Below are 25,917 nucleotides of genomic sequence, written 5' to 3'. Positions count from 1 at the left end.
GGTGGCCGGTCTGCGGGGGTCAGGCGGCGTGCGCCGCCAGGAAGGCTCCGGCGTGGGCGGCGGCCTCCTCCTTGCTCGCGCACCGGGTGTCGGCGGCGCCGCGCGTGCCGTCCGCACCCTCGCCCGACCAGCTCCAGCCGCCGGACTCCGGGGCCCGCACCAGCTCGGCCGTACCGCCGAACAGCCGCAGGGCCGCGCCTGCCCGCCCCGCGGGGCGGGTGACCGCCTCGGGCCACTTCTTGCGCGCGCCCTGCCGGGTGATCCCCCACACCGCGCCGAGCTGCTCGTAGCTCGCGCCGTAGGAGCCGGCGGTGCCGGCCGCGATCGCCGTCAGCCGCTTGACCTCCGCGTCCACCATCTTCCAGGCGGCGAGGACGGACAGGGTCACCTCGACCGGCTCCGCCTCCCACATCCGCTCCTCGGGCAGCCCGGACGTGCGCGCGTGGAGGGCCGAGGCGAGCGGATTCAGGGCGTCGAGGAGCGCCTTGGCCAGCTGTGCCTGCTCTTCCAGGGTGATCTCAGCCGAAGTCATACGACAACTCTAGTTTCCGAAAACGCATCTGGCAACCTTTGTTACCGAACGCGGACACGAAGCGACGGCCGATCGGACGGGATGTCAGAAACCTTGCGGCGGAGCGAGGATGGCACGGCACCCGGGGCGCACCCGGGTGGCGAGCACGCGACCCGACCCGCCCGACAGGGCGCGAACGGGTGAAGCATGTCACGGCTTCGCCCCGTCCCCCGGCAGGGCCCGGGCGGGTAGGTTCCTGCGTCCAAGGGGAGGAGACTCCCCCCTCGGGCGCAGGTCCCGCCGTCAAGAGTTCCTCCGACGAGAGAGGCACGAGTGATGTCTGCACAGGACGCCACGCACCACCCCCCGCTGCGCATCGGTGTGGTCGCCGAATCGGCCACCGGGGAGACCCGCGTCGCCGCGACACCCTCGACGGTGCGCGGACTGCTGGCGCTCGGCTACGAGGTCGCGGTCGAGTCCGAGGCCGGCGCGGCCTCCGGCTTCGCCGACGAGGCCTACACCGAGGCCGGCGCGCGGATCGGGGACGCCTGGCGGGCCGACATCGTCCTGAAGGTCAACGCGCCGTCCACCGACGAGATCGCCCGGCTGAGTGACGGCGCGACCCTGGTCGGCCTGCTCGCACCGGCCCAGCGGCCCGACCTGCTGGAGGCGCTGTCCGCGCGCCCGGTCACCGCGCTCGCCCTGGACGCGGTGCCCCGGATCTCGCGCGCGCAGTCGATGGACGTGCTCAGCTCGATGGCGAACATCGCCGGGTACCGGGCCGTGATCGAGGCCGCCCACGTGTTCGGCCGCTTCTTCACCGGCCAGGTGACCGCCGCGGGCAAGGTCCCGCCGGCGAAGGTCCTGGTGGCCGGCGCCGGCGTGGCCGGGCTCGCCGCCATCGGCGCCGCCTCCAGCCTGGGGGCGATCGTCCGGGCGACCGACCCGCGGCCCGAAGTCGCCGACCAGGTCAAGTCGTTGGGCGGCGAGTACCTCCCCGTGCGGGTCGCCCAGGAGGCGAGCACCGACGGCTACGCCAAGGCGACCTCCGCCGACTACGACCGGGCCGCCGCCGAGCTGTACCACGCGCAGGCCCAGGACGTGGACATCGTGGTCACCACCGCGCTGATCCCCGGGCGGACCGCCCCGCGGCTGCTCACCGCCGCGGACGTGGCAGCGATGAAGCCCGGCAGCGTCGTGGTGGACATGGCCGCCGCCCAGGGCGGCAACGTCGAGGGAACGGTGGCGGGCCGCACGGTGGTCACCGCCAACGGCGTCACCCTGATCGGCTACACCGACCTCGCGGCCCGGCTGCCCGCCCAGGCCTCCCAGCTGTTCGGGACCAACCTGGTCAACCTGCTCACCCTGCTGACCCCCGGCAAGGACGGGCGGCTGGTCCTCGACTTCGACGACGTGGTCCAGCGCGCGGTGACCGTGGTCCGGGCGGGCGAGGTCACCTGGCCGCCACCGCCGGTGGCCGTCTCGGCCGCGCCCGCCGCGCAGCCCGCGGCCCCGCCGGCCGCGCCGGAACCGAAGCGGCCCCGGCTGACCCCGGCCGCCCGCTTCGGCCTGATCGGCCTCGGCATGCTGGCGATGTTCCTCCTCGTCGCCGTGGCACCGGCCCAACTCGCCGAGAACTTCACGGTGTTCGCGCTCGCGGTGGTCATCGGCTACTACGTGATCGGGAAGGTCCACCACGCCCTGCACACCCCGCTGATGTCGGTGACCAACGCGATCTCCGGGATCGTCGTGGTCGGCGCGCTGCTGCAGATCGGACACGGGGGTGCGCTCGTCACCGTCCTGTCCTTCGTGGCCATCCTGCTGACGAGCGTGAACATCTTCGGCGGCTTCGCCGTCACCCGCCGCATGCTGTCCATGTTCTCGAAAGGCTGAGCCCCGATGACTACCACGACGGCCGCCCATGCCGCGGACCTGGTCGCCGCCCTGTTGTTCATCCTCAGTCTGGCCGGGCTGTCCCAGCACCGCACCTCCCGCGCCGGGGTCGTCTACGGCATCGCCGGCATGGCGCTCGCCCTGGTCGCCACCGTCGTGCTGGCGTCCCGCAGCATCACCGCCGGCGCGGTCGCCCTGATCGTCGTCGCGATGGCGCTGGGCGCCGTGATCGGGCTGTGGCGGGCCCGGCAGGTCGAGATGACGCAGATGCCGGAACTGATCGCCGTGCTGCACAGCTTCGTCGGCCTCGCCGCGGTGCTGGTCGGCTGGAACAGCTACCTGGAGGTCGAGTCGCGGGGCTCGGCCCAGGTCGCCGTCGCCGCCGACCTGCTGCGGATCCACCACGCCGAGGTCGTGATCGGCATCTTCATCGGCGCGGTGACCTTCACCGGCTCCGTCGTCGCCTTCCTCAAGCTGTCCGGCCGGATCGCCTCGCGGCCGCTGATGCTGCCCGGCAAGAACGCGCTGAACCTCGGCGCGCTGGGCGTGTTCGTCGCACTGACGGTCTGGTTCACCGTCAGCCCGGGCCTCGGCCTGGTGATCGCGGTGACCGCGCTCGCCCTCGCGCTGGGCTGGCACCTGGTGGCCTCGATCGGCGGCGGCGACATGCCCGTCGTCGTCTCGATGCTCAACAGCTACTCGGGCTGGGCCGCGGCCGCCGCCGGGTTCCTGCTCGACAACAACCTGCTCATCGTCACCGGCGCGCTGGTCGGCTCCTCCGGCGCCTACCTCTCGTACATCATGTGCCGGGCGATGAACCGCTCCTTCATCTCCGTCATCGCCGGCGGCTTCGGCATCGAGGCACCGTCCGGCGGGACGGAGGAGCAGGGCGAGCACCGCGAGGTGCGCGCCGAGGAGGCGGCGCGGCAGCTCGCACAGGCCCGGTCGGTCGTCATCACCCCCGGGTACGGGATGGCGGTGGCGCAGGCGCAGCACCCGGTCGCCGAGCTCACCCGCCGGCTGCGCGAGCGCGGCGTCGACGTCCGCTTCGGGGTCCACCCCGTCGCCGGGCGGCTGCCGGGGCACATGAACGTGCTGCTCGCCGAGGCGAAGGTCCCGTACGACATCGTCCTGGAGATGGACGAGATCAACGACGACCTCGCCGCCACCTCCGTCGTCCTCGTCATCGGCGCCAACGACACCGTGAATCCGGCCGCCACCGACGACCCGACCAGTCCGATCGCCGGCATGCCGGTGCTGCGGGTGTGGGAGGCGGAGCAGGTGATCGTCTTCAAGCGGTCGATGGCCTCCGGCTACGCCGGGGTCCAGAACCCGCTGTTCTTCCGCGAGAACACCGCCATGCTCTTCGGCGACGCCAAGCAGAGCGTCGAGGACATCCTGCGCGCCCTCGACGACGACGGCCGGGACGCCCCGGCCCCGGCCGCCCGCCGGACGGCGGCGGCCGGCCGGAGCGCCGGGTAGACCCCCCGGCCGACCGTTCCCGCGGCCCGGCGGCGGGAACGGTCGGCCGGATCGTTCCGGGCCCGGAAGAGCCCGGAAGGATCCGGCCCGGAAATTCCTCCGCCGCCGTGTCGATCCGCGGCCGTCCCGTTCGACCTGGGATAGAGAGGACCGAAGAACGGTCCCCGGGACGAAGGAGAGCAGTCGTGGCGAAGTACATGTTGATCATGCGGGGCAGCGACGAGTCGATCGCGAAGATGATGGAGACGCCGTTCGACGAGATGCTCGCGACCATGGGCCGCTACAACGAGGAGCTGATCCGGGCCGGCGTGCTCGTCGCGGCCGAGGGCCTGGACGACGCGGCGCAGGGCGTGGTGGTCGACGTCAGCGGGGAGACCCCGGTTGTCACCGACGGCCCGTACGGTGAGACCAAGGAACTGTTCGGCGGCTTCTACATCCTCGACGTGGCCTCGAAGCAGGAGGCGGTCGAGTGGGCCAAGCGGCTGCCGTCCTTCCCCGGCACCAAGATCGAGATCCGGCGCGTGCCGGGGATCGACGAGTTCCCGCAGGACAACGAGTGGATCATCAAGGAACGGGCATGGCGCGAGCGGACCGGCCAGCTCTGACACCTCCGGCACCGGACGATCCGCCGGGCGGCGAGGCCGCCCGGCGGGCGGTCGAGGCCCTCTGGCGGATCGAGTCCGCGCGGATCGTCGGCGCGCTCACCCGGTACACCGGGGACTTCGACCTGGCCGAGGACGTCGCGCAGGAGGCCCTGGCCCAGGCGCTCGTCGCCTGGGCGCGCGACGGCGAGCCGGCCAGCCCGGTGGGCTGGCTGCTGAACACCGCCCGGCGGCGCGCCATCGACCACTTCCGCCGCCGTGCCGCCCTCGACAACCGCTACGCCGCGCTGGCCGGCGGGCTCGGCGAGGGCGGGGCGAGCTCGGGCGCCGAGCCGCCCGCGGACCGGTCCGACGACCCGCCCTGGGACCCGGACCGGATCGAGGACGACGTCCTCGCGCTGATCTTCGTGGCCTGCCACCCCGTGCTGTCGCCCGAGGCCCGCACGGCGCTGACCCTGCGCGTGGTGGCCGGCCTCTCCAGCGAGGAGATCGCCCGGGCCTTCCTGGTACCCGTGCCGACCGTCCAGGCGCGGATCACCCGGGCGAAGAAGACGATCGGCGCGGCCGGGGTGCCCTTCGAGCTGCCCCCGGCGACGGAACGGCGCGAGCGGCTCGGCGGGGTCCTCAGCGTGCTCTACGTGATCTTCACCGAGGGCTCGACGGCGACGTCCGGCGACCGGCTGCTGCGCCCCGGTCTCGCCTACGAGGCGATCCGGCTGGCCCGCACGCTCACCGCGCTGCTGCCCGCGGAACCGGAGGTGTTCGGGCAGCTCGCCCTCTTCGAGCTCACCGCCGCGCGCTTCCCCGCGCGCACCGGTCCGGACGGCGAGGCCGTGCTGCTGGAGGACCAGGACCGCCGGTTGTGGGACCGCTCCGCCGTCCGCCGCGGCCTGGCCGCGCTCACCCGGGCGACGGCCGCCGGGCGCGGCCTCGGGCCGTACGGCCTGCAGGCGGCGATCGCCGCCTGCCACGCCACGGCCCCCTCCGTCCCGGAGACCGCCTGGGACCGGATCGTGCTGCTCTACGAGGCGCTCGGCCGGGTCGCGCCCTCCCCCGTGGTCGAACTCAACCGGGCGGTCGCCGTCGCCATGGCGTCGGGGCCGCAGGAGGCGCTGCCCCTGGTCGACGCGCTGGCCGCCGCCGGCCGGCTGTCCGGCTCCCACCTGCTGCCGAGCGTGCGCGGCGAGCTGCTCTCCCGGCTGGGCCGCACCGCCGAGGCGCGGGCGGAGCTGGAACTCGCCGCCCGGCTCTGCCGCAACGCCCGCGAGCGGTCGGTCCTGCTGCGCAAGGCGGCGACGCTCGGCTGACGCCGCGTCACCTCGCCTACGGGAACCGGGCGTCTCCCCCCGGCGTCCTCCTCCGCGACGAGGACGGCCGGGGTGCGGGGGCGGCCGTCCCTCGGGTCGGGCGGCCCCCGCTCCGGTACACCAGGGGAACGCCGATGATCGAGTACTTCCGTGGCCGCGGCCGGGCCGTCAGGATCGGCTGGGCGGCGGCCCTCCTGGCGCTCCTCCCGGTGGTCGCCGACTTCCACTTCGAGAACACCGTCCGGGAGAACGGCGAGATCACCGGCTACAGCTACCTCAGCGTCTCGGCCATCGTCGCCGCGCTCTGCGGAGCCGTCTACGCGTTCAGGCGCTTCTCGGCGGCCCGGTACGACGGGGCGCTGACCGGGGCCGTCAAGGCCGCGCTGGTCGCCGTCGTGCTGGTCAGCCTGGTCCAGGGCGTGCGCGGCTCGGGGGTGGTGCCCGCGCAGACCGAGTGCCGCGCCTCCTACAGTCTCCACCTCTGCCGCCCGGCCGACACCGCCCGCGGCTGACCGGCCATGGCCCGCGCCGCTGGGCCGAGCGGGTGGGGTCGGGCGGGGACCGGTGTGGGAGCCGGGGGTGACCACGGGTCGGGGCGGGAGGCTGGTGCTCCGGAGCCGGCGGCAGGCAGGAGAGAGCCCGTGAGTGAGCCCAGCCGTCGAGGTGTCCGCGGCCGCGCGGCGGTGGGCGGTGCGGACCTGTCCGCCGACCCCGGGGTACTCGGGACGGCGCTCGCCGTGGTGCTGGCGTTCTCCTTCGCCGAGGGCTCCTGGCAGTGGTTCTCCACCTACCTCGGTGTGACGCTGCTCGCGGTGGTCCTCTCCTTCGGCCGGGTGCCGGTCCGCACACCGGGCCGACGCGTCAGCTATGCCTGCAGCCTGGCGGCGTACGCGCTGGTCGTGGGCCTCTGTGTGGCCCTGGCGCTGGCCCCGGCGCTGCAGCGCTGGGACTGGCTGTTCCCGATGCCGGGCACCCGGCAGTCCTGCCCGGAGGCGGGCCGGTACGAGAGCCTGCGGACCCAGGCCGCCCTGGGAGGCCTGGCCGGGGCGGACCCCGACGCGCTGGAGTCCGCGCAGCGGGAGCAGAGCCGCGCGGTCGTCGACGACTGCCTGGCGGCGACGACGACCCACTGGCTGCCGGTCTACGCGCTGGGGGCGGCCCTGCTGGTGGGGGGTGCGGCCGCGTGGTCGTCGGGGCGGGCGAGGACGCGCGGGACGACCGCGGCCTCCGCCTGAACTCCGGCCGCCCCGCGGGCGGGCACGGGCGCCCGGGACGGCGGCCGTACCGGTCAGCGCGCGGTGAACGTCGCTTCGGTGAAGGAGGCGACCTCGGTGAAGCCCAGCCGCCGGTACAGCTCCACGGCGGCCGCGTTGTCCGCGCGGACGTTCAGCCCGATGTGGTCGCTGCCGTCCGCGAGCTGCCGGCAGAGCGCGGCCACGCAGGCCCCGGCCGCGCCCTGGCGCCGGACCGCGGGGTGCGTCGTGACGTTGCCGAGCACGGCCACCCGCTGGACGGGCGACCAGGCGTGCACGCCCGCGACGGCGACCAGCCGGCCGTCCCGGCGGGCGCCGACGTACTGGCCGGTGTCGAGCATCCGGTCGTCGAACCAGTTCCCCGGGTAGGCCTCGGCGAACAGCTTCACCAGCTCGGGCAGGTCCGCGCGGCCCAGCGGGACCGGCGCCCACGGGTCGGCGGGGTGCGCCGCCGCGCGCTCCGGGTCGGTCAGCACCATCCGCAGCAGGGTGCCGTGGCGGCGCACCTCGTACGCCTCGGCCAGCACCTCGGCCGCGTCGCCGGTCAGGTGGCCGAAGAAGCGGCGCGGCAGGACCGGCAGCAGTTCCCGGACCAGCTCCTCCACCTCCGGTGCCTCGGCGGCCCCGCCGAAGGCCAGCAGGGTGGGGGTGTCGCCGACCGCGTACAGCAGCGCCACCGGGCCGTCCGGGGCGAGGCCGTACCAGGAGGTGTGCGGCCACAGCAGGTCGTCGAGGTCACCGAGTTCCATCAGGTGCAACGCCGGGTCCCGTCGGAAGCGGGCTTCGAGGGCGGCTCGGTCGTGCAGGCTCCGCAAAGGCATCGGGCCAGCATACGGAGGCCGCCGGGCCGGCCGGCCGGAGGCTCAGGAGGTGAGCTGCCCGGGCCGGCCCGGCACCCAGAGCGGCACCGGACCGGCCTGGGCCATCGACCGGATGGCGTACTCCTCCAGCGTGGCGGCCGCCCTGCCCGGGTCGTCGCCGCTCAGTTCCGCCAGGGCGGTGGCGGCGGAGCGGGCGCAGGCGAGGATGAGCGCGAGCGTGTCCTGGCGGCGGTGCCGGCGGCGGACGTAGGCCTCGGACCGTTCGGCTATGCGGCGGTCGTGGCACTCCCGCTCCGCCGCCGCGTCGGGGCCGTCGGCGGTCGCCGCCTGCACGCCGTGCCAGAGCAGGGCGAGCGCGACGGGCTCGACCGGGTGGGCGGTGTCGGAGCACCGGGACCGCTCGTGCGCCTCGGCCGACTCCCGGCCCAGCAGCTCCAGCGCCGCCGGCCCGTCCCCGTCGCGGGTCAGCAGGACCAGCTCCGCCGCCCGGCGGACGAGCTGGTGCAGGGCCGCGCCCGCCGGCACCCGGAGCCCGGGCGCGGCCGGGTCGGCGAAGGCCAGCCAGGTGTCGGCGAACGAGGCCGCCCGCAGTTGCCACAGCCAGGGCCGGGCCCCGGCCCCGAGCCGTTCGCCGGTCGCCAGCCGGATCAGCCCCACGGCGGCGAGATCCGCCGCATCGGTGTCCGACCCGAGCCCGAACAGCCGTCCACTCCTCATCACGCACCCCCGTCAGCGCCATCACTCTGTGACGCGCACATCTCACCACATTGGGACGCGGACGAACTGGCCACGGCCCCCGATGAGACCCACGACACGTGGCCGGCCGGCTACCCCGGGCCGCTCACCGGAGGTGCCGGCGCCCGGCGGCGCCCCGTGTCAGGAGGGCGTAGACCCCGGCGGCGGTGAGCAGGCCGGCCGGCAGCGAGAAGTCCAGGCCGAGGGCGCCGGCGATCGGACCCGTGTAGAGCGTGTCCACGCTGAGCGCGCCGGCGGTGACGCCCGCCGCGATCGCGGCCGCGCCCGCCGGGTTGACGCCCCCGGTGTACCAGAACGGGCCGCCCGGGGTCTCGTCGGTCAGCGCCGGGCCGTCGTAGCGGCCCCGCCGCAGCAGGACGTCGGTCGCGTAGACGGCCGTGCTGGGACCGAGCAGGACGACGGTGAGCTGGAGGACGTCGCTGACGGTGTCGAGGAAGTCGGCCACCAGCAGCGCGTACAGGGTCAGCGCGACCGAGACGGCGCCGTCGACCAGCACGCTGAGCGAGCGGCGGATCCGCAGGCCGACGGCCTGGAGGGCGAGGCCGGCGCTGTAGGCGGTCAGCGCGTTGAGCGAGATCGTGCCGAGGACGAGCGCGAGCAGGAAGACCGGGGTGAACCAGCCGGGCAGCAGGGACTCCAGCGCGCGCTGCGGGTCGGTCATGTCGACCGCGGTGGCGGCGAAGGCGCCCAGCGAGCAGACCACGACGCTGGGCAGGAAGCCGCCGAGGGCCGTCCAGCCCGCGACCGCCCGGGGGGAGGCGGTGCGCGGCAGGTACCGGGAGAAGTCGGCGCTGGTGGTGTACGACAGCGGGCCGGCGGCGATCAGGGTGACCCCGGCGGCGAGGGCGGCCCACAGGGCGCCGCCGCTCAGCGGTTCGGCCGGCCGGTACCCGAAGTCGGTGCGGCCGAGCACGCGGACGGCGACGACGGCGAAGACGGCGGTCAGGACGAGGGTGATCGGGAGGTAGAGCTTCATGATCGCGCCGTGGCCGTAGACGCTGATGGCGAGGGTGAGCGCGGCGACGACCACCACCACGACGGCCTTGACCCCGGTGGTGGCGGGGATGCCGACCTTCTCGACCAGGGAGAAGGCGGCGACCGCGGCGGCGGCCAGGTTGAGCGCGAAGTAGCAGACCGAGATCGTCCAGCCGGTGACCGCGTTGTTGACCCGGTTGCCGCGGACGCCGTAGAGCGCCCGGGTGATCACCTCGCTGGGGGTGCCCGAGGCCGGGCCGGAGACCGCGAGCAGGCCGGTCAGCAGCCAGCACAGGTTGCCCGCCACGATCACCGCGACGGCCTGCCAGAGGCTGAGGCCCATCAGGACGAGGGCGCCGCCGACCACCAGGCTGAGGTAGTTCACATTGGCCGCGGCCCAGACGCCGAACAGGTCGCGGGGGCGGCCGCGGCGCTCGGAGTCGGGGATGTGGTCGATGCCGTGCGCCTCCACCCGGGTGGCCCGGTCGGTGGTGCGCGGGGGGTTGGGGACCTCCGTGTGGGGGTCTGGAATCGTGGATTCCATGGAGTCCTCCGAAATGTCGAGCACAGGAGCGGGCTTGTCTATTGGTCGCACATCCAATAGCGTGCCGGGCATGCCGTCAAGCGTTCCGCCGAAACGGGTCCGCAAGACCCCCGAGGCCCGCCGCGCCGAGATCGTGACCCTCGCCGCGACGGTCGCCCTCACCGAGGGCCTGGAGTGCCTCACGCTCCGACGGATCGCCGACGAGCTGGCCGTCCGGCCCGGTCTGATCAGCCACTACTTCCCGGTCGCCGAGGACCTGGTCACCGAAGCCTTCGCCACCGCGGCGACGGCCGAGCTGGACGAGCTGATCCCGGCCGACCGGCCGGCGGGGCAGGCCCTCGGCCGGCTCGCCCGGTTCCTCGCCCGGACCACCGGCGAGGAGTACGACGACCTCAGCCGGCTCTGGCTCAACGCCCGGCACCTCAGCCGGTTCCGGGCCGGACTGCGCGAGCAGGTCGGCCGCCAGGAGGCACTCTGGCGCGACCGGCTGACCGGCCTGATCACCGACGGCGTCGACAGCGGGGCCTTCCGCACGGACGATCCCGCCTTCGCCGCCGTCCAGATCCTCGTCGTCCTCGACGGGCTCGGCGTCCACGCCAACACCGACCGCAGCGGCCACCCGCCGGCCGCGAAGGCGCTGGCCGCCACCACCGCCGAACGCGCCCTGGGCCTGGCCGCCGGCACCCTCACCGAGCCGACCGCCGTCCCCTGACCCGCCCGCCCGACCCACCGAGGGCCGCCGTCCGGCGGCCCGGCGAACGCAAGGAGCCGCCCGTGCCCACCGACCTCGTCCTGCTCTCCGGCCGACTGCTCGACCCGGGCACCGGCGCCTTCCTGCCGCACACCGCCCTCGCAGCCGGCGGCGGCCGGATCACCCACCTCGGCGACGACCGGGAGATCCGGGCGCTCGCCGGCCCGGCGACCACCGTGATCGACCTCAAGGGCGCGGTGGTCACCCCCGGCCTCGTCGACGGCCATCTGCACCCGGTCTCCGGCGCCGAGCGCACCATGGGCGTCGACCTCTCCGGCTGCGCCGACCTGCCGGCCGTCCGGGAGGCGCTGGCCCGGGAGGTCCGGGGCCTCACCCCCGGCGGCTGGCTGCGCGGCTGGGGGCTCGACCCCAACGCCTTCGGCGACCTGCCGGTCGGGGCGGCCGCCCTGGGCGCCGTGCTCGACGGCCTCCCCGCGGCGCTCGACCTCTTCGACGGCCATTCGATGGTCGTCAGCCGGCGCGCGCTCGAACTGGCCGGCATCGACGGACCGCGCGCCTTCGAGCAGGCCGCCGAGATCGTCTGCGACCCGACCGGCCGCCCCACCGGGCTGCTGCTGGAGGACGCCGCCTGCGACCTGGTCGAGGCCGTCGCCCCCCGGCCCACCGCCGACCAGGTGCGCGAGCGGGCCGCGGCCGTCCTGCGCGACATGGCCGCCGCCGGCCTGACCGGCGGTCACGCCATGGACGCCAACGGCGACAGCCTCGCCACCTACGCCGCACTGGAGGCCGAGGGCGCCCTCGCCCTGCGGCTGCGCATCGCCCCCTGGCTCCAGCCCGACGCCGACACCGAGGCCCTCGCCGCACTGATCCGGCTCCAGGGCACCGGCGGTGACCGCTGGCGGGTGGACGGGGTGAAGCTGTTCATGGACGGCACCATCGACAACGGCACCGCCTGGCTGGAACACCCCGACCGCCACGGCCAGTCCACCCACGCCTTCTGGCCCGACCCCCTGGCCTACACCCGGGCGATCGAGCGGCTCCACCGGGCCGGCGTGCCCACCGCCACCCACGCGATCGGCGACGCCGCCGTCCGGCACGCGCTCGACGCCGTCGAGCGGGCGCAGGCCGACCCGGTCGGCCCCGGGCGGGCCGTCCGGCACCGGATCGAGCACATCGAGACCGTGCCCGACGACACCGTGTACCGGTTCGGCCCGCTCGGCGTCGTCGCCTCCATGCAGCCCACCCACTGCACCGACTACACCCGGGCCGACCACACCGACAACTGGTCCCGGCGGCTCGGCGAGGAGCGTGCCTCGCGCGCGTTCCGCTGCCGCGACCTGTGGGACGCCGGCGCCACCGTCGTCCTCGGCTCGGACTGGCCGATCGCCCCCTACCCGCCGCTGGGCGTGATGGCCGGAGCCCGCCACCGCCGCCCCAGCCGCGACCTCACCGAGCCGCCGCACGGGATCGAGCAGGCGCTCACCCCGCTGGAAGCCCTCCGGGGCATGACCGTCAACCCCGCCCGGGCCGCCGGGGAGGAGGGGACGGCCGGCCGGCTCGCCGTCGGCCACCGGGCCGACCTGACCGTGCTGGCCGACGACCCGCTCACCGTCCCCAGTACCGAACTGGCCGCACTGCCGGTCCTGTTGACCGTCGTGGACGGGCGGCCGACGCACCGCTCCCCCGGCCTCTGACCGGGCCGACACGATCCGGCGGCGCCGGGCCCGGGCGCCCCAGGTGCCCGGGCCCGGCGCCGCCGTCGGCATCTTCTGACGGCCCGATAGCTAAATCATCGACATACTCTGATCATTTAGCTATGCTCGCCCCCATGGCTAACCGTCAACTACAGGAGCCGACCAGGCTCGTGCTCACCGCGCTGGCCGACGCCCCCCGGCACGGCTACGCGATCGTCCAGGAGGTGCTGGCCATCTCCGGCGGCCGGACCAAGCTCCTCACCGGCACCCTCTACACGGCACTGGACCGCCTCCTCCAGCAGGGGCTGATCCGGATCGACCACGAGGAGACCGTCGCGGGCCGGATGCGCCGCACCTTCGCCCTCACCGAGGAGGGCCGGCAGGTGCTCGGCGAGGAGACGGAGCGCCTGCGCGCCGGCGTCGCCGAGGCCGACCGCAGGCTCGCCCTCGGCCGCGGGCCGAACCCCGGACGCGGAACCGGCCTCAGCACGCCCCGACTGAACGGAGCCACCGCATGAGCACGCACGCCCAGGCCACCCCGCCGCCCGCCAGGCTCGCCCTGCTGGGGCTCTACCCCGCCGCCTACCGGTCCTCGCACGGCGAGGAGATCGCCGCCGTCTTCGCGGAGTCCGTACAGGACGGCGACCGCCGCACCGTCCTGCGCGAGTGGACGGCCCTCGCCGCGCACGCCGTCCGGCTGCGGACCCGGCTCAGCTCACGCGACCCCGCCGGCCGCGTCCTCGCCGGCGCGGCGCCGTTCACGCTCGCCGGCGGCGCGGCCCTGGCCACCGTGCACCTGGTGATGAGCCTCTTCCTCACGGTGCCCCGGGTGGACCTGTTCAGCCCGAACGCCACGGCCACCGCCGTGGTGGGCGCGGGGCAGACCGCGCCCTGGATCCTCGCACTGGTCCTCGCCGCGCTCGGGCACTGGGGCCACGCCCGGCTGCTGGTCCTGGCCGGCGTCCTCGCCGGGGCCGGCGCTCCGGCCGCCTTCCTCGTGTACCCGTCGGGGGCGTTCCTCCAGTACGTCTTCCTGCTCCCGCTCTGGCTGCTGCTCGCCGTGCCGGTCCTGATCGCCCCGCCGGACGCCGTCGACCGGTCCGCACGCGGCCGCACCGGGGCGGCGCTCGCCGCCGTCGCCGTGGCACTGCCGATGACCGCGCTCGTCCTGCGCTGGCCGTGGGCCGGCCCCGGGGACCTCTCCGAGCCCGTCTTCTCCGACGGCCTGCGGACCCTCCTCGACGTCTCCACGGCCTGGCCCGCCCTGGTGATGACGATCGCCTACCTCGTCCAGCTCGCCGCCGCCCGCCCCGACCGGCTGCGGGCCGCCGGCGCCGCCCTGGCCGTCCTCCCCTGGACCGCCATGCTGGCCCCGCCCTACTACTGGGCGCCGCCGATCGGGTTCGCCGAACTCGCCCGCGACGCCGGGGTCGTGGCCGCCTTCCTGGCCGTCGCCACCGCCCTCGCCGCGCTGCGCCGCACCCGCGCCACCGCCCCGGAGCCGGTCGAACCGGCCTGACGGCGGCGCCCCGACCGGCGTGACCGGTCGGGGCCCGCACGGGGGCCGGCCGGTCTCAGGCGCCGTCGACGAGCCGTTGCAGCGCCGGGGCGTACAGGTCGGCCAGCCGCTCGGGGGTGGCGCGGTCGCCCGCGCCCGGGCGGTGCAGGCTGAGCGTCGCGCCGAGCCCGAGCAGCTGGCCGGCGATCAGCTCGGCGCGCAGTTCGGCGTCCGGCCCCGGCAGGGAGGCGGCGAGGCGGTCCGTCACCTGGTGGCGGAACCGCTCGCGCAGCAGGGTCCGCTCGTCGTCGTTGCCGAGCGAGAAGACCACGCGCAGCAGGGGGTCGCCGCGCTGTTCCCGGCGCATCCGGACCACGGTGAGCACCAGGTGGCGGCCCAGCGCGCCGGGTTCGGCGGCGAACAGTTCGTCCGCCGCCGGCCCGAAGTCGGCGACGGTGTTGAACAGGTGCTCCTTGCTGCCGAACCGCTTCACGATCAGCGACGGGCTGACGCCCGCGTCGGCCGCTATCCCCCGCATGGTGACGTCGGCGTAGGGGCGCAGGGCGAAGGCCCGGCGGGCGGCGCGCAGGATCGCGTCCCGCCCGGTGCCCTGCTCGGCCTCGCCGAGCTGTTCGGGCCGCCCGGTCACCGGCCCGGTGGCCGGTTCGGTCGCGCCGGTCTCGTCGGCGATGGTCATGCGCTCTCCTGGGCCGGGGCCGCCGGGGTCGTCACCCCGACCGTACCGGCTGCGGCGGGGCCCGGGCGCGCCGTGCGGCCGGCGGGCAGGAAGAGGGTCGCGACCAGCGCGGCGGCGGCCATCCCGGCCGCGATCAGGAAGATCAGCAGATAGGCGTGCAGGGTGGGGGCGGTGCGCCCGGCGACGGTGAACGTGACGTGGGCGAGCACGGCGGTGACCACCGCGCTGCAGCAGGCCTGCCCGACCGAGCGCATCAGCGTGTTCAGCCCGTTCGCCGCACCCGTCTCGCTGACCGGCACCGCCCGCATCACCAGCGCGGGCAGCGCCGAGTACGCGAGGGCGGTGCCGGAGGCGACGACGGTGGCCCCGGCCACGATCAGCCAGAGGCTGTGACTGGTGAAGAACCGCACCAGGTAGCCGACCACCATCACGGACGCCGCGACGGCGAGCGTCGTCCGGGGGCCGTACTTGGCGGAGATCCGGGCGGACAGCGGGGACAGCGCGACCATCGCCAGGCCGCCCGGCAGCAGGCAGAGGCCGCCCACCACGATCGAGGCGCCGAGACCGTAGCCGGTCTCCTTGGGCTCCTGCACCATCTGCGCGGTGACCAGGGAGTTCGCGTAGAAGGCGAAGCCGATGAGCATCGCGGCCAGGTTGGTCAGCAGCACCGCGGGCCGGGCCGAGACCCGCAGGTCCACCATCGGCGAGGTGGTGCGCAGCTCGTACCGGCCCCAGAGCAGCCCGAGCAGCAGCGAGCCGCCGAGCAGGCCGAGCGTGCGCGGCGAGGTCCAGCCCCAGCCGGCGCCCTGGGTGATCGCGAGCAGCAGGCCGACCAGGACGGCGCCGAGGCCGAGGGTCCCGGGGAGGTCGAAGCGCCCCCGGGAGCGCAGCGGCGACTCCGGCACGATCCGGAGCACCAGGGCGATGTCCAGCACGCCGAGCGCGGCGGAGGCCCAGAACATGGTGTGCCAGTCGAAGTTCTCCACGACCAGCGCCGCCACCGGCAGCCCTATCGCGGCGCCGATGCCGAGGGTGGAGCTCATCAGGGCGATGGAGGGCAGCACGCGCTCGGGCGGCAGTTCGTCGCGGATGATGCTGATGCCGAGCGGGATGACGGCGAGGGCCGCGCCCTGCAGCGCACGGCCGGCGATCAGCACGCCGATCTGCGAGCTCACGGCGCACAGCACGGACCCGGCGGTGAGCACGCCCAGCGAGGCGAGCAGCACCCGGCGCTTGCCGTACATGTCGCCGACCCGGCCGAGCACGGGCGTGAAGACCGCGCCGGTCAGCAGGGTGACGGTGACCAGCCAGCCGGCCGCGCCCGGCGAACTGCCGGTCAGCGCGGGGACGTGCGGGAGCAGCGGCACGACCAGGGTCTGCATGACCGCGACCACGACGCCGCAGAAGGCGAGGACGGGCACGATCAGGTCGGCCCGCGGCGTCCTGGCGGACGGGGTGGGGGAGGTCGGGCCGGACGCGGCCGTCACCGGGGTCATCGTGCTCCAGACGCTGGTCCACAGAGGGGTGCACAGACGTTCACCCATCCCAGGGTAAACGCTTGTGCACCCCCCTGTCCCGCCCTTTGCGACCTCAGCCCGACGGCCGCGCCCTCGTCACCGGCGGCGACACCGACGGCGCTGGCCGGGGCGGTGGTTCGCCGGGTTCCAGCGGGGAGATCATCGTCGTCGACGAGAGCAGCAGCAGTGCGAGCACCTTGAGCGGCCGTCCGTCGACCGCACCGCAGCCGAAGGGGCCGGCCCCGGGCGTCAGGCGCAGTCCGGGCAGATCCCGCGGTAGGTGACCTCGGCGGTGGCGACGGCGAAGCCGAACCGCTGCTCGGCCGGGAGGTCGGCCAGCGGGTCCCCGGCCGGGTGGACGTCGCGGATCGTGCCGCAGCCGGAGCACACCAGGTGCTGGTGCGGGCGGTGGGCGTTGGGGTCGTAGCGCCGGGCCCGGCCGTCGGTGGCGACCTCCATGACCTCGCCGAGGCCGACCAGTTCGCCGAGGGTGTTGTAGACCGTCGCGCGGGAGATCTCCGGCAGCCGCTGGACCGCGCGGGCGTGCACCTCGTCGGCCGTGAGATGGACGTGATCGCCGTCGAGGACCTCCGCGACGACGCGCCGCTGGGCGGTCAGTCGCCAGCCGCGCCCTCTCAGCCGTACCAGCAGGTCACTCATATCGGTTCACCTATTCAGGCTCATGGGGGAACCCCGGATTCTAGCAGTGGCCTTCCGAACCCCGACGGGATAGTGACTCGGTGTGGTTCTTGACTTGGAATCTGTCCATCGTAGGATCGGTTCCGGCGATAGCCTAGGGGGCAGTGAGGCTCCGGAACGGCGGTGAGCACCTCCGCGTCGGGTGAGCTAGTCCTCCTCATTGAACGACCCCCCAGGTGCTCCGCCCTTCGATCGTTCCTGAACAACGTGATCCGCCCGGCCCGGAAGGATTCCCATGTCTGAGAACCACGACGCGATCGTCACCGATGCGAAGGCGGAGGGGGGAGGCTGCCCCGTCGCGCACGGGCGCGCCGCGCACCCGACCCAGGGCGGTGGAAACCGCCAGTGGTGGCCGGACCGGCTCAACCTGAAGATCCTTGCCAAGAACCCGGCCGTGGCCAACCCGCTCGGTGCGGACTTCGACTACGCCGAGGCGTTCAAGACGCTCGACCTCGCCGCCGTCAAGCGCGACCTCGCCGAGGTGCTGACCACCTCGCAGGACTGGTGGCCGGCCGACTTCGGCCACTACGGCCCCTTCATCATCCGGATGGCCTGGCACAGCGCGGGCACCTACCGGATCAGCGACGGCCGCGGCGGCGCCGGTGCCGGCCAGCAGCGCTTCGCGCCGCTGAACAGCTGGCCGGACAACGCCAACCTCGACAAGGCCCGCCGCCTGCTGTGGCCGGTGAAGAAGAAGTACGGCCAGAGCCTGTCCTGGGCCGACCTGCTGATCCTGGCCGGCAACGTCGCGCTGGAGACGATGGGCTTCCAGACCTTCGGCTTCGGCGGCGGTCGCGAGGACGTCTGGGAGCCGGAGGAGGACGTCTACTGGGGCCCCGAGACGACCTGGCTCGACGACGAGCGCTACACCGGCGACCGTGACCTGGAGAGCCCGCTGGGCGCCGTCCAGATGGGCCTGATCTACGTCAACCCGGAAGGCCCCAACGGCACCCCGGACCCGATGGCCGCGGCCCGCGACATCCGCGAGACCTTCCGCCGGATGGCGATGAACGACGAGGAGACCGTCGCCCTGATCGCGGGCGGCCACACCTTCGGCAAGACCCACGGCGCGGGCCCGGCCGACAACGTCGGCCCCGACCCCGAGGCCGCCCCTCTGGAGCTGCAGGGCCTGGGCTGGCAGAGCACCTACGGCACCGGCAAGGGCGACGACACGATCACCAGCGGCCTCGAGGGCATCTGGACCACCACGCCCACCACCTGGGACAACACCTTCTTCGAGATCCTCTTCGGCTACGAGTGGGAGCTGTTCAAGAGCCCGGCCGGTGCCCACCAGTGGCGGCCCAAGGACGGCGGCGGCGCCGGTACCGTCCCGGACGCGCACGACGGCTCGAAGACCCACGCGCCGACCATGCTGACCACCGACCTCGCGCTGCGGGTCGACCCGGTCTACGAGCAGATCTCCCGGCGCTTCCTGGCCGAGCCCGCGGCCTTCGCGGACGCCTTCGCCCGGGCCTGGTTCAAGCTCACCCACCGCGACATGGGTCCGGTCGTGCGCTACCTCGGCCCCGAGGTCCCGTCGGAGACCCTGCTGTGGCAGGACCCGCTGCCCGCCGTCACGCACGAGCTGGTCGACGCCGCGGACATCGCCGCCCTCAAGCAGCAGGTGCTGGCCTCCGGCCTGACCGTCGCCCAGCTGGTCTCCACCGCCTGGGCCTCGGCCTCCACGTTCCGCGGCAGTGACCTGCGCGGCGGCGCCAACGGCGCCCGGATCCGGCTGGAACCGCAGAGCGGCTGGGAGGTCAACGGGCCCGACGAGCTGGCGACCGTGCTGCGCACCCTGGAGAGCGTGCGCGACTCGTTCAACGCCGGCCGGACGGACGGCAGGGCGATCTCGATCGCCGACCTGATCGTCCTCGCGGGCGCGGCCGGTGTGGAGAAGGCCGCCGCCGACGCCGGCTTCCCGGTCGTGGTGCCGTTCACCCCGGGCCGGGTGGACGCCGCCCAGGACGAGACCGACGTCGAGTCCTTCGCGGCGCTGGAGCCGACCGCCGACGGGTTCCGCAACTACCTGGGCAAGGGCAACCGGCTGCCGGCCGAGTACCTGCTGCTGGACCGGGCCAACCTGCTGACCCTGAGCGCCCCGGAGCTGACCGTCCTGGTCGGCGGCCTGCGCGTGCTGGGCGCCAACCACCAGCAGTCCTCGCTGGGCGTCCTGACCGACACCCCCGGCCGGCTGACCAACGACTTCTTCGTCAACCTGCTCGACCTGGGCACGACGTGGAAGGCCACCGCCGCGGACGCGAACACCTTCGAGGCCCGGGACGCCGTCACCGGCGAGGTCCGCTGGACCGGCACCCGCGCCGACCTGGTGTTCGGCTCCAACTCGGAGCTGCGGGCGCTCGCCGAGGTCTACGCGAGCGACGACGCGAAGGAGAAGTTCGTGACGGACTTCGTCGCGGCCTGGACCAAGGTGTCCGAGCTCGACCGCTTCGACCTGCGCTGACCGCGGGTCACCGACCCTGACGAACCGCCGTGCCCCGGCCGCCCTCCGGCGACCGGGGCACGGCGCCGTTCGTCAGGGGTTCAGCGTCCACTTCTGGTTGCCGGCGCCGGTGCAGGTCCAGAGCTGGGTCGCGGTGGCATCGGCCGGGTTGTTGCCGGCCACGTCCAGGCACTTGTTCGCCGGCACGTTGACCAGGTCGCGGGTGGCCGCGTTGTACGACCAGCGCTGGGCGCCGGTGCCGTTGCAGTCCCACAGCTGCACCTTGGTGCCGTCCGCGGTTCCCGCGGCATTGGCGTCCAGGCACTTGCCGAGCGCGCGCACCGTGCCGTCGGCGCCGACCGTCCAGCGCTGCGCGGCCGTCCCGTTGCAGGTGTAGAGCTGGACCTGGGTGCCGTTGGCGGTGCCCGCGGCGGCCACGTCCAGGCACTTGCCCGCCAGCCCGGTCAGGGTGCCGCCCGTGGGGGTGCCGCCGGAGGTGGTCACCCGCACGTAGTCCACGACCAGTTGCTGCGGGAAGGCGGTGCCGGCGTCCGGGTCACCGGGCCAGTAGCCGCCGACGGCGAGGTTGAGGATGAGGAAGAAGGGCTTGTTGAACGCCCAGCTCCGGCCGCCGAGATCGGCCGGGGTGCGGCGCTGGTAGACCGTGCCGTCCACGGACCAGGAGATCGAGTCGGGCGCCCAGTCGACGGCGAAGGTGTGGAAGGCGTCCGCGAAGGCCTGGCCGCCCGGGAGGCTGTACCCGGCACCGATCCCGCCGCTGCCCGAGTAGCCGGGGCCGTGGATGGTCCCGTGCACCGTGCCGGGCTCGAAGCCGACGTTCTCCATGACGTCGATCTCGCCGCTGTTCGGCCAGCCGACCTGGCCGATGTCGTTGCCCAGCATCCAGAAGGCCGGCCACATGCCCTGGCCGCGCGGGACCTTCATCCGGGTCTCGACGTGCCCGTAGGCCTGGGCGAACCGGCCGGAGGTGTTCAGCCGGGCCGAGGTGTACTGACAGGTTCCGTACCAGCACTGGTAGTTGGCCGGGTTCTCGCGGCGCGCCGTGATCACCAGGTGGCCCTGGCCGTCCAGCGCGGCGTTCGCGTTCCCGGCCGTGTAGTACTGGCGCTCGTGGTTGTTGACGTTGTCGCCGGTCTCGGTCTGCCACCTGCCCGCGTCGACCGCCGACCCGGCGGGGCCGTCGAAGTTGTCCTCGAAGTTCACTGCTTGAACGGAGGTCGGGGCCGCCGTGGCCTGGGCCGGTCCCCAGGCGAAGGTCGCGACCATGGCCAGCAGCAGCCCGAACGTGGCTGCCAGGGACTGTCGGTGGATCGACGAGGGCATACGCAACCGCCTTGGTCTGGAGGGGTCGTGGGAGAGCCCGGCCGGGACCTTTCTTCACGAAGTGAACTCCCATGACGGAACGCTGTCAATCACTTGAACGGGGAGCCCGCTCCCGCGACCCGACCGCACCCTGGCCGCCGCACCACCCGTCCCTACATCTCCCGTCGATTTGCCTAAAGGTATTAGGCAAATGCATCATCGATTCTGTCGAACGAGAGGACGGGACATGGGACGCGTAGGGCTGACCACCGAGCGCCTGACACGGGCGGGCGCCGAGCTGGCCGACGAGGTCGGCTTCGAGCAGGTGACCGTCTCGGCGCTCGCCAGGCGGTTCGACGTCAAGGTCGCGAGCCTGTACTCGCACGTCAAGAGCTCCCAGGACCTCAAGACCAGGATCGCCCTGCTCGCCCTGGAGGAGCTCGCCGACCGCGGCGCCGACGCGCTGGCCGGGCGGGCGGGCAAGGACGCCCTGACGGCGCTGGCCGACGTCTACCGCGACTACGCGCGCCAGCACCCCGGCCGCTACGCGGCGACCCGTCAGCCACTCACCCCGGAGGCGGCGGCGGCCAGCGCCGGCGGCCGCCACGCGGAGATGACGCGGGCGATCCTGCGCGGGTACGACCTCACCGAACCGGACCAGACCCACGCCGTCCGCCTGCTGGGGAGCGTCTTCCACGGCTACGTCAGCCTGGAGCTGGCCGAGGCCTTCAGCCACAGCGCCCCCGACTCCCAGGAGTCCTGGACACGGATCCTGGACGCCCTCGACGCCCTGCTGCGCAACTGGCCCGCGCCCTGACCCGGGCCCCCGCCCGCCACGGTCGGCGCCCGACCGGCCGACCGGCCCGCGTCCGGGCCGACGCCCCCGCACTTCCCGAAGCACAAGGTTGAGACGATGAACACCACCCCGCACACCTGGATCACCACGCCCGTCACCGCGGAGCTGCTGCGCGGTGCCCTGGACCTGGAGCGGACCGAGCACGGTCTGCTCCCGCACCGGCTGCCCGCCTGGGTCCGCGCCCGCAACACCGACGGCCAGCTGGCCATGGCCGAGTCCCAGCCCTCCGGCGTACGCCTGGCCTTCCGCACCCGGGCCACCGCGATCGAACTGGACACCCTGCCCACCAAGCGGGTCTACCCGGGCGCACCGCCCCGCCCGGACGGCGTGTACGACCTGCTCGTCGACGGGCGCCCGGCCGGGCGGTCCACCGTCCCCACCGGCAACACCCTGACCGTCGACCTGGCCACCGGATCCGCGCGGACCCGGCCCGGGCCGGTCGGCACCGCCCGGTTCCCCGCACTGCCCGAGGGCGTCAAGGACGTCGAGATCTGGCTGCCGCACAACGAGACCACCGAACTGGTGGCGCTGCGCACGGACGCCCCCGTCGAGCAGCACCCGGCCGACCGGGGCCGCAAGGTCTGGCTGCACCACGGGAGTTCGATCAGCCAGGGGTCCGACACCGCGAGCCCCAGCACGACCTGGCCGGCGCTCGCCGCCGCGCTCGGCGGCGCGGAGCTGGTCAACCTGGGCCTGGGCGGCAGCGCCCTGCTCGACCCGTTCACCGCCCGCACCATGCGCGACACCCCCGCCGACCTGATCAGCGTCAAGATCGGCATCAACCTCGTCAACACCGACCTGATGCGGCTGCGCGCCTTCACCCCGGCCGTCCACGGCTTCCTCGACACCATCCGCGAGGGGCACCCGGACGCGCCGCTGCTGGTGGTCTCGTCCATCCTCTGCCCCATCCACGAGGACACCCCCGGCCCCAGCGCCCCGGACCTCACCGCCCTCGCCACCGGGCGCCTGCGGTTCCTGGCCACCGGCGACCCGGCGGAGCGGGCGGGCGGGAAGCTCACCCTGCGCGTCATCCGGGAGGAGCTGGCCCGCATCGTCCGGCAGCGCTCCGCCCAGGACCCGAACCTGCACCACCTCGACGGCCGCGAGCTGTACGGCGAGGCGGACTTCGCCGAGCTGCCGCTGCCCGACGCGCTCCACCCGGACACCGCCGCGCACCGCCGCATCGGCGAGCGCTTCGCCGCCCTGGCCTTCGGCCCCGGCCGCCCGTTCGCGGCGCGGTAGCGGGGAGCGCGGGCAACCGGAAGCACGCGAGCCGGGCCCGGCCGGGCGGTTTGCCGAACCGGCAACAGTCCTCGCCCGGAGCCGACCGGGCGCACCATGATCGGCGGCGAGACAGCGTGCGCCGGAGCGCCACCCCGCGCCCGGCCGACCGAATCGTCAGGAGGACGCATGTCACCCCACCTCGCGGGCGCCACCCACCGGCTGGTCCCCACCCCCGGCGGCCGGATCCACCTGGTGGAACAGGGCAGCGGGCCGCTGGTCCTGCTGGTGCACGGGTTCCCGGAGTCCTGGTACTCCTGGCGCCGCCAGTTGCCCGCGCTGGCCTCGGCCGGGTACCGCGCGGTCGCCGTCGACGTCCGGGGGTACGGGCGCTCCGCCGCACCCGAGGACCCGGCCGCGTACCGGATGCTCGACCTCGTCGAGGACAACGTCGCGGTGGTGCACGCCCTGGGCGAGCGGTCCGCGGTGATCGTCGGCCACGACTGGGGGGCGACCATCGCCGCCGACTCCGCCCTGGTCAGGCCGGACGTGTTCCGTGCGGTGGGACTGCTGAGCGTCCCGTACCTGCCGCGCGGGGGGCCGCGCCCCAGCGAGGTCTTCGCGGGGATGGGCGGCGACGAGGAGTTCTACGTCGCCTACTTCCAGGAGCCGGGCCGCGCCGAGGCCGAGATCGAACCCGATGTGCGCGGCTGGCTCGCGGGCTTCTACGCGGCGCTGTCCGCCGACACCATGCCGGGCCCGGGCGCACCCGACCCGCACTTCGTCGGCCCCGGCGGGACGCTGCGCGACCGGTTCCCCGCCGGTCGGCTGCCCGGCTGGCTCGGTGCGGAGGACCTCGACTTCTACGCCGGTGAGTTCGAGCGGACCGGCCTGCGCGGGGCGCTGGCCCGGTACCGCAGCATGGACCGGGACTGGGAGGACCTCGCCCGCTTCGACGGCGCCCCGATCACCCAGCCCTCGCTGTTCGCCGGCGGCGCCCTGGACGCCTCCACCACCTGGCTGGCCGAGGCGATCGCGGCCTACCCCGTCACGCTTCCCGGTCTGCTCTCCTGCCACGTCCTCGACGGCTGCGGGCACTGGATCCAGCAGGAACGACCGGACGAGGTCAACCGGCTCCTGACCGACTGGCTGGCCTCGCTGCCCACCTGACCGGTCGGGCCGGCCCGACCGGTCCGACCGGCCCGCGGACCGTGGCCCGGGTGAACGGCTCCGCCGCCCGCCCCGCGAGGGACCGGGCGGCGCAGACGCCAGGTGGACCGGGCGGCGCCGGATCCGGCGCCGCCCGAGCGGTCGAGTGCTCAGCCACCGCTCTTGCGGCGGAAGTTGCGCTTGCCGCCGGCCGCGGCGTGGGCGCCGTGGATCTTCGAGTCGCCGCTCGGGCCGCCGGACGCGGCGCCGCCCTTGGTGCCGTGCTTGCGCTCCAGCGCGGCCAGGAACCGGGCCTTGACGTCGTCCTGCGTGGCGGGCGCCGCGGCGGCCTGGTCGGCCTCCGCGCCCGTGGCCTTCTCGGTGTTCTCGGCGTGGTCGGACGACGTTGATTCGCTGCTCATACGGGACCTCCTGGAAGGGTGCTGCCGGTTGACGGCTTCACGCACACGATGTCACGTTCGGCGGCCTCCCCCGAACCGGTGGCGGCGGACACCGCACGGGGCGCCCGGCTGATCCGGTTCACCGGGCCGTCGGGGCCGCCGCCCGAACGGCGGCCGTCGCCGGATCCGGGGGCGGGCGGGCCTTCCCGCGACGTACCGGCCGTCATCGGTGGTCCCCCCAGTGGGCCAGGAGCTGCTCGGCACTGTCGGGGGCGAAGGCGCCCTCGATGCCCTCCGCCGCGTCGGCGGCGGCCGCGGCGGAACGGGGCAGCAGGACGCGCTCGTACGCGGTGACGGCGCCGTCGACGGTCGGGTGGTCCAGGACGGCGCGGGCGAGGTCGGCACCGTCCAGCATGGCGAGGTTGGCGCCCATGCCGGAGAAGGGGGACATCAGGTGGGCGGCGTCGCCCAGCAGGGTGACGCCGGGGGTGTGCGGCCAGCTGTGCGGCACCGGCAGCGCGTACAGGGGCCGGTTGACGTAGCCGGTGTCGCCGTCGGTCACCAGGCCGAGCAGGTCACCGCTCCAACCGTCGAACTCCCCGACCAGCGCGGCCCGGACGGCGGCGGTGTCGGTCAGGTCGAGGCCGGCCCGACGGTGCCAGGCCTCGTCGGTGCGCAGCCCGGCGTAGACCCGGATGTGGCCGCCGCTGTTGCGCTGGGCGATGATCCCCCGGTTGTCGTCGAGGGCCATCATGGTGCCGTCGCCGGTGAGGGCGGCGAGCCGGGGGTGGCGGGCGTCGGCGTCGTCCAGGCCGGTCTCGACGAAGGTGACGCCGGTGTAGCCGGGCCGGGCGGGCGACACGAGTGCGCGGACCGTGGACCACGCGCCGTCGGCCCCGACCAGGAGGTCCGTCTCGGCGGTGGCGCCGTTGGCGAAGCGCAGCCGGTAGGTGCCGTCGCCGAGCGGTTCGGCGCTCTCCAGCCGGTGCCCCCACCGCACGGTGCCCGGTGCGAGGGAGTCGAGGAGCAGCTCGCGCAGTTGACCTCGGTCGATCTCGGGGTTGCCCTCCTCGTCGTCCTCCGGACCGAGGGCGTCGAAGAGGACGGCCCCGGCGCGGCCGACCACCCGCATCTGCCGGCCCTCGGGGCGGGCCAGTGCGAGGAAGGCGTCCAGCACTCCGGCCTCGGCCAGGGCGCGCCGGCCGGAGTCGGGGTGCATGTCGAGGCTGCCGCCCTGGTCACGGGCGGTGCGGGAGGAGTCGAGGTCGTAGACGGTGACGGGGACGCCGTGGCGCTGGAGGACGCGGGCGCAGATCAGGCCGCCGGGACCGGCGCCGACGATGGCGATGCGGGGCGTGCTGGTGGACATGGGAGTGGCCTTCCTGCTGGGTGGCACGGTGCGGGGCGGTGGACCGGACGGTGCTCCCGACGGGCCACACGGTGGCGGGCGGGCGGGAGGTGCGGCCGGGCCGGGGGCCCCGGCTCACCGGCCGCACCCTCACAAAAGCACACCGAGTACAAAAGTGCAACGACACAACTTTTTGCCTCGCACACCTTCCGGTA

At 74.5% G+C, this 25,917-nt stretch carries 24 protein-coding genes; 14 read left to right on the top strand and 10 right to left on the bottom strand.

Going from position 1 to position 25,917, the window contains the following annotated elements:
* Positions 1-19: 19 nt before the first annotated feature.
* Complete coding sequence (locus ABT263_RS11675) at positions 20-532, bottom strand: hypothetical protein (protein WP_352290170.1); 513 nt, start codon at positions 530-532, stop codon at positions 20-22.
* A 315-nt stretch (positions 533-847) separates the two neighbouring features.
* Between ABT263_RS11675 and ABT263_RS11670 the strand changes: the two genes are divergently transcribed.
* The 6 genes from ABT263_RS11670 (at position 848) to ABT263_RS11645 (ending at position 7,030) form a co-directional block, all read left to right on the top strand.
* Positions 848-2,404, top strand: coding sequence for a Re/Si-specific NAD(P)(+) transhydrogenase subunit alpha (locus tag ABT263_RS11670; protein WP_352290168.1), 1,557 nt, complete (start codon positions 848-850; stop codon positions 2,402-2,404).
* A gap of 6 nt (positions 2,405-2,410) precedes the next feature.
* Positions 2,411-3,886 (top strand): Re/Si-specific NAD(P)(+) transhydrogenase subunit beta, encoded by a 1,476-nt coding sequence (pntB, locus tag ABT263_RS11665; RefSeq protein ID WP_352290166.1) that lies wholly within the window; start codon positions 2,411-2,413, stop codon positions 3,884-3,886.
* Positions 3,887-4,071: 185 nt separating this feature from the next.
* Positions 4,072-4,491 (top strand): YciI family protein, encoded by a 420-nt coding sequence (locus ABT263_RS11660; protein ID WP_352290164.1) that lies wholly within the window; start codon positions 4,072-4,074, stop codon positions 4,489-4,491.
* Positions 4,464-5,795 carry an RNA polymerase sigma factor gene (locus ABT263_RS11655; protein ID WP_352290162.1) on the top strand — a complete coding sequence of 444 codons (1,332 nt, stop codon included), beginning with the start codon at positions 4,464-4,466 and terminating at the stop codon, positions 5,793-5,795. Before ABT263_RS11660 ends, ABT263_RS11655 begins: the two co-directional genes overlap by 28 nt.
* 134 nt (positions 5,796-5,929) lie before the next feature.
* Entirely contained in the window at positions 5,930-6,307 is a 378-nt protein-coding gene (locus ABT263_RS11650; protein ID WP_352290160.1) for a hypothetical protein, read from the top strand.
* A gap of 129 nt (positions 6,308-6,436) precedes the next feature.
* Positions 6,437-7,030, top strand: coding sequence for a hypothetical protein (locus ABT263_RS11645; RefSeq protein ID WP_352290158.1), 594 nt, complete (start codon positions 6,437-6,439; stop codon positions 7,028-7,030).
* A gap of 53 nt (positions 7,031-7,083) precedes the next feature.
* On the opposite strand, the gene ABT263_RS11640 is transcribed toward ABT263_RS11645, so the two are convergent.
* The 3 genes from ABT263_RS11640 to ABT263_RS11630 form a co-directional block, all read right to left on the bottom strand.
* Positions 7,084-7,869, bottom strand: a complete 786-nt coding sequence (locus tag ABT263_RS11640) for a GNAT family N-acetyltransferase (RefSeq protein ID WP_352290156.1) — start codon at positions 7,867-7,869, stop codon at positions 7,084-7,086.
* 42 nt (positions 7,870-7,911) lie between these two features.
* Positions 7,912-8,586, bottom strand: a complete 675-nt coding sequence (locus ABT263_RS11635) for a hypothetical protein (RefSeq protein WP_352290154.1) — start codon at positions 8,584-8,586, stop codon at positions 7,912-7,914.
* A 124-nt stretch (positions 8,587-8,710) separates the two neighbouring features.
* The gene (locus ABT263_RS11630; protein WP_352290152.1) at positions 8,711-10,144 is read right to left on the bottom strand and encodes a purine-cytosine permease family protein; all 1,434 of its coding nucleotides are present in this window, start codon (positions 10,142-10,144) and stop codon (positions 8,711-8,713) included.
* Positions 10,145-10,214: 70 nt separating this feature from the next.
* On the opposite strand from ABT263_RS11630, the gene ABT263_RS11625 reads away from it, so the two are divergent.
* From ABT263_RS11625 to ABT263_RS11610, 4 genes are all read left to right on the top strand, one after another.
* Complete coding sequence (locus tag ABT263_RS11625; protein WP_352290150.1) at positions 10,215-10,856, top strand: TetR/AcrR family transcriptional regulator; 642 nt, start codon at positions 10,215-10,217, stop codon at positions 10,854-10,856.
* 62 nt (positions 10,857-10,918) lie between these two features.
* Positions 10,919-12,550, top strand: a complete 1,632-nt coding sequence (locus ABT263_RS11620) for an amidohydrolase (RefSeq protein WP_352290148.1) — start codon at positions 10,919-10,921, stop codon at positions 12,548-12,550.
* A 134-nt stretch (positions 12,551-12,684) separates the two neighbouring features.
* Positions 12,685-13,068 carry a PadR family transcriptional regulator gene (locus ABT263_RS11615; protein ID WP_329491552.1) on the top strand — a complete coding sequence of 128 codons (384 nt, stop codon included), beginning with the start codon at positions 12,685-12,687 and terminating at the stop codon, positions 13,066-13,068.
* Positions 13,065-14,069, top strand: coding sequence for a hypothetical protein (locus tag ABT263_RS11610; RefSeq protein WP_352290146.1), 1,005 nt, complete (start codon positions 13,065-13,067; stop codon positions 14,067-14,069). Before ABT263_RS11615 ends, ABT263_RS11610 begins: the two co-directional genes overlap by 4 nt.
* 55 nt (positions 14,070-14,124) lie before the next feature.
* Here ABT263_RS11610 and ABT263_RS11605 read toward each other — a convergent pair whose 3' ends face one another.
* From ABT263_RS11605 to ABT263_RS11595, 3 genes are all read right to left on the bottom strand, one after another.
* Complete coding sequence (locus ABT263_RS11605; protein ID WP_352290144.1) at positions 14,125-14,745, bottom strand: TetR/AcrR family transcriptional regulator; 621 nt, start codon at positions 14,743-14,745, stop codon at positions 14,125-14,127.
* A complete protein-coding gene (locus ABT263_RS11600; RefSeq protein ID WP_380394168.1) occupies positions 14,742-16,241 on the bottom strand; it encodes an MFS transporter in 1,500 nt (499 codons plus the stop codon). The genes ABT263_RS11605 and ABT263_RS11600 overlap by 4 nt, the downstream gene beginning before the upstream one ends.
* A 270-nt stretch (positions 16,242-16,511) precedes the next feature.
* A complete protein-coding gene (locus tag ABT263_RS11595; RefSeq protein ID WP_329491548.1) occupies positions 16,512-16,922 on the bottom strand; it encodes a Fur family transcriptional regulator in 411 nt (136 codons plus the stop codon).
* A gap of 274 nt (positions 16,923-17,196) precedes the next feature.
* On the opposite strand from ABT263_RS11595, the gene katG reads away from it, so the two are divergent.
* On the top strand, positions 17,197-19,425 hold the full coding sequence (gene katG / locus ABT263_RS11590; RefSeq protein ID WP_352290140.1) for a catalase/peroxidase HPI: 2,229 nt from the start codon (positions 17,197-17,199) through the stop codon (positions 19,423-19,425).
* 72 nt (positions 19,426-19,497) lie between these two features.
* Here katG and ABT263_RS11585 read toward each other — a convergent pair whose 3' ends face one another.
* Entirely contained in the window at positions 19,498-20,691 is a 1,194-nt protein-coding gene (locus tag ABT263_RS11585; protein WP_352290231.1) for a ricin-type beta-trefoil lectin domain protein, read from the bottom strand.
* Positions 20,692-20,974: 283 nt separating this feature from the next.
* Between ABT263_RS11585 and ABT263_RS11580 the strand changes: the two genes are divergently transcribed.
* The 3 genes from ABT263_RS11580 to ABT263_RS11570 all read left to right on the top strand — a co-directional run bounded on the left by ABT263_RS11580 (position 20,975) and on the right by ABT263_RS11570 (position 23,974).
* Positions 20,975-21,544: a TetR/AcrR family transcriptional regulator gene (locus ABT263_RS11580; RefSeq protein ID WP_329491546.1), complete on the top strand. Its 570-nt coding sequence runs from the start codon at positions 20,975-20,977 to the stop codon at positions 21,542-21,544.
* Between the two features lie 96 nt (positions 21,545-21,640).
* Positions 21,641-22,825: a GDSL-type esterase/lipase family protein gene (locus ABT263_RS11575; RefSeq protein WP_352290138.1), complete on the top strand. Its 1,185-nt coding sequence runs from the start codon at positions 21,641-21,643 to the stop codon at positions 22,823-22,825.
* Between the two features lie 168 nt (positions 22,826-22,993).
* Positions 22,994-23,974 carry an alpha/beta fold hydrolase gene (locus ABT263_RS11570; RefSeq protein WP_352290136.1) on the top strand — a complete coding sequence of 327 codons (981 nt, stop codon included), beginning with the start codon at positions 22,994-22,996 and terminating at the stop codon, positions 23,972-23,974.
* A gap of 149 nt (positions 23,975-24,123) precedes the next feature.
* On the opposite strand, the gene ABT263_RS11565 is transcribed toward ABT263_RS11570, so the two are convergent.
* On the bottom strand, positions 24,124-24,375 hold the full coding sequence (locus ABT263_RS11565; RefSeq protein ID WP_352290134.1) for a DUF5302 domain-containing protein: 252 nt from the start codon (positions 24,373-24,375) through the stop codon (positions 24,124-24,126).
* Positions 24,376-24,577: 202 nt separating this feature from the next.
* Positions 24,578-25,723, bottom strand: a complete 1,146-nt coding sequence (locus ABT263_RS11560; RefSeq protein WP_352290132.1) for an FAD-dependent oxidoreductase — start codon at positions 25,721-25,723, stop codon at positions 24,578-24,580.
* Between the last annotated feature and the right edge of the window lie 194 nt (positions 25,724-25,917).

Origin of the sequence: Kitasatospora sp. NPDC001603, assembly GCF_040298365.1 — a bacterium.
In the GTDB taxonomy this organism is placed as follows: Bacteria; Actinomycetota; Actinomycetes; order Streptomycetales; family Streptomycetaceae; genus Kitasatospora.
Note: the sequence above shows the minus strand (reverse complement) of the source record. Positions and strands in the feature narration are given on the sequence as shown.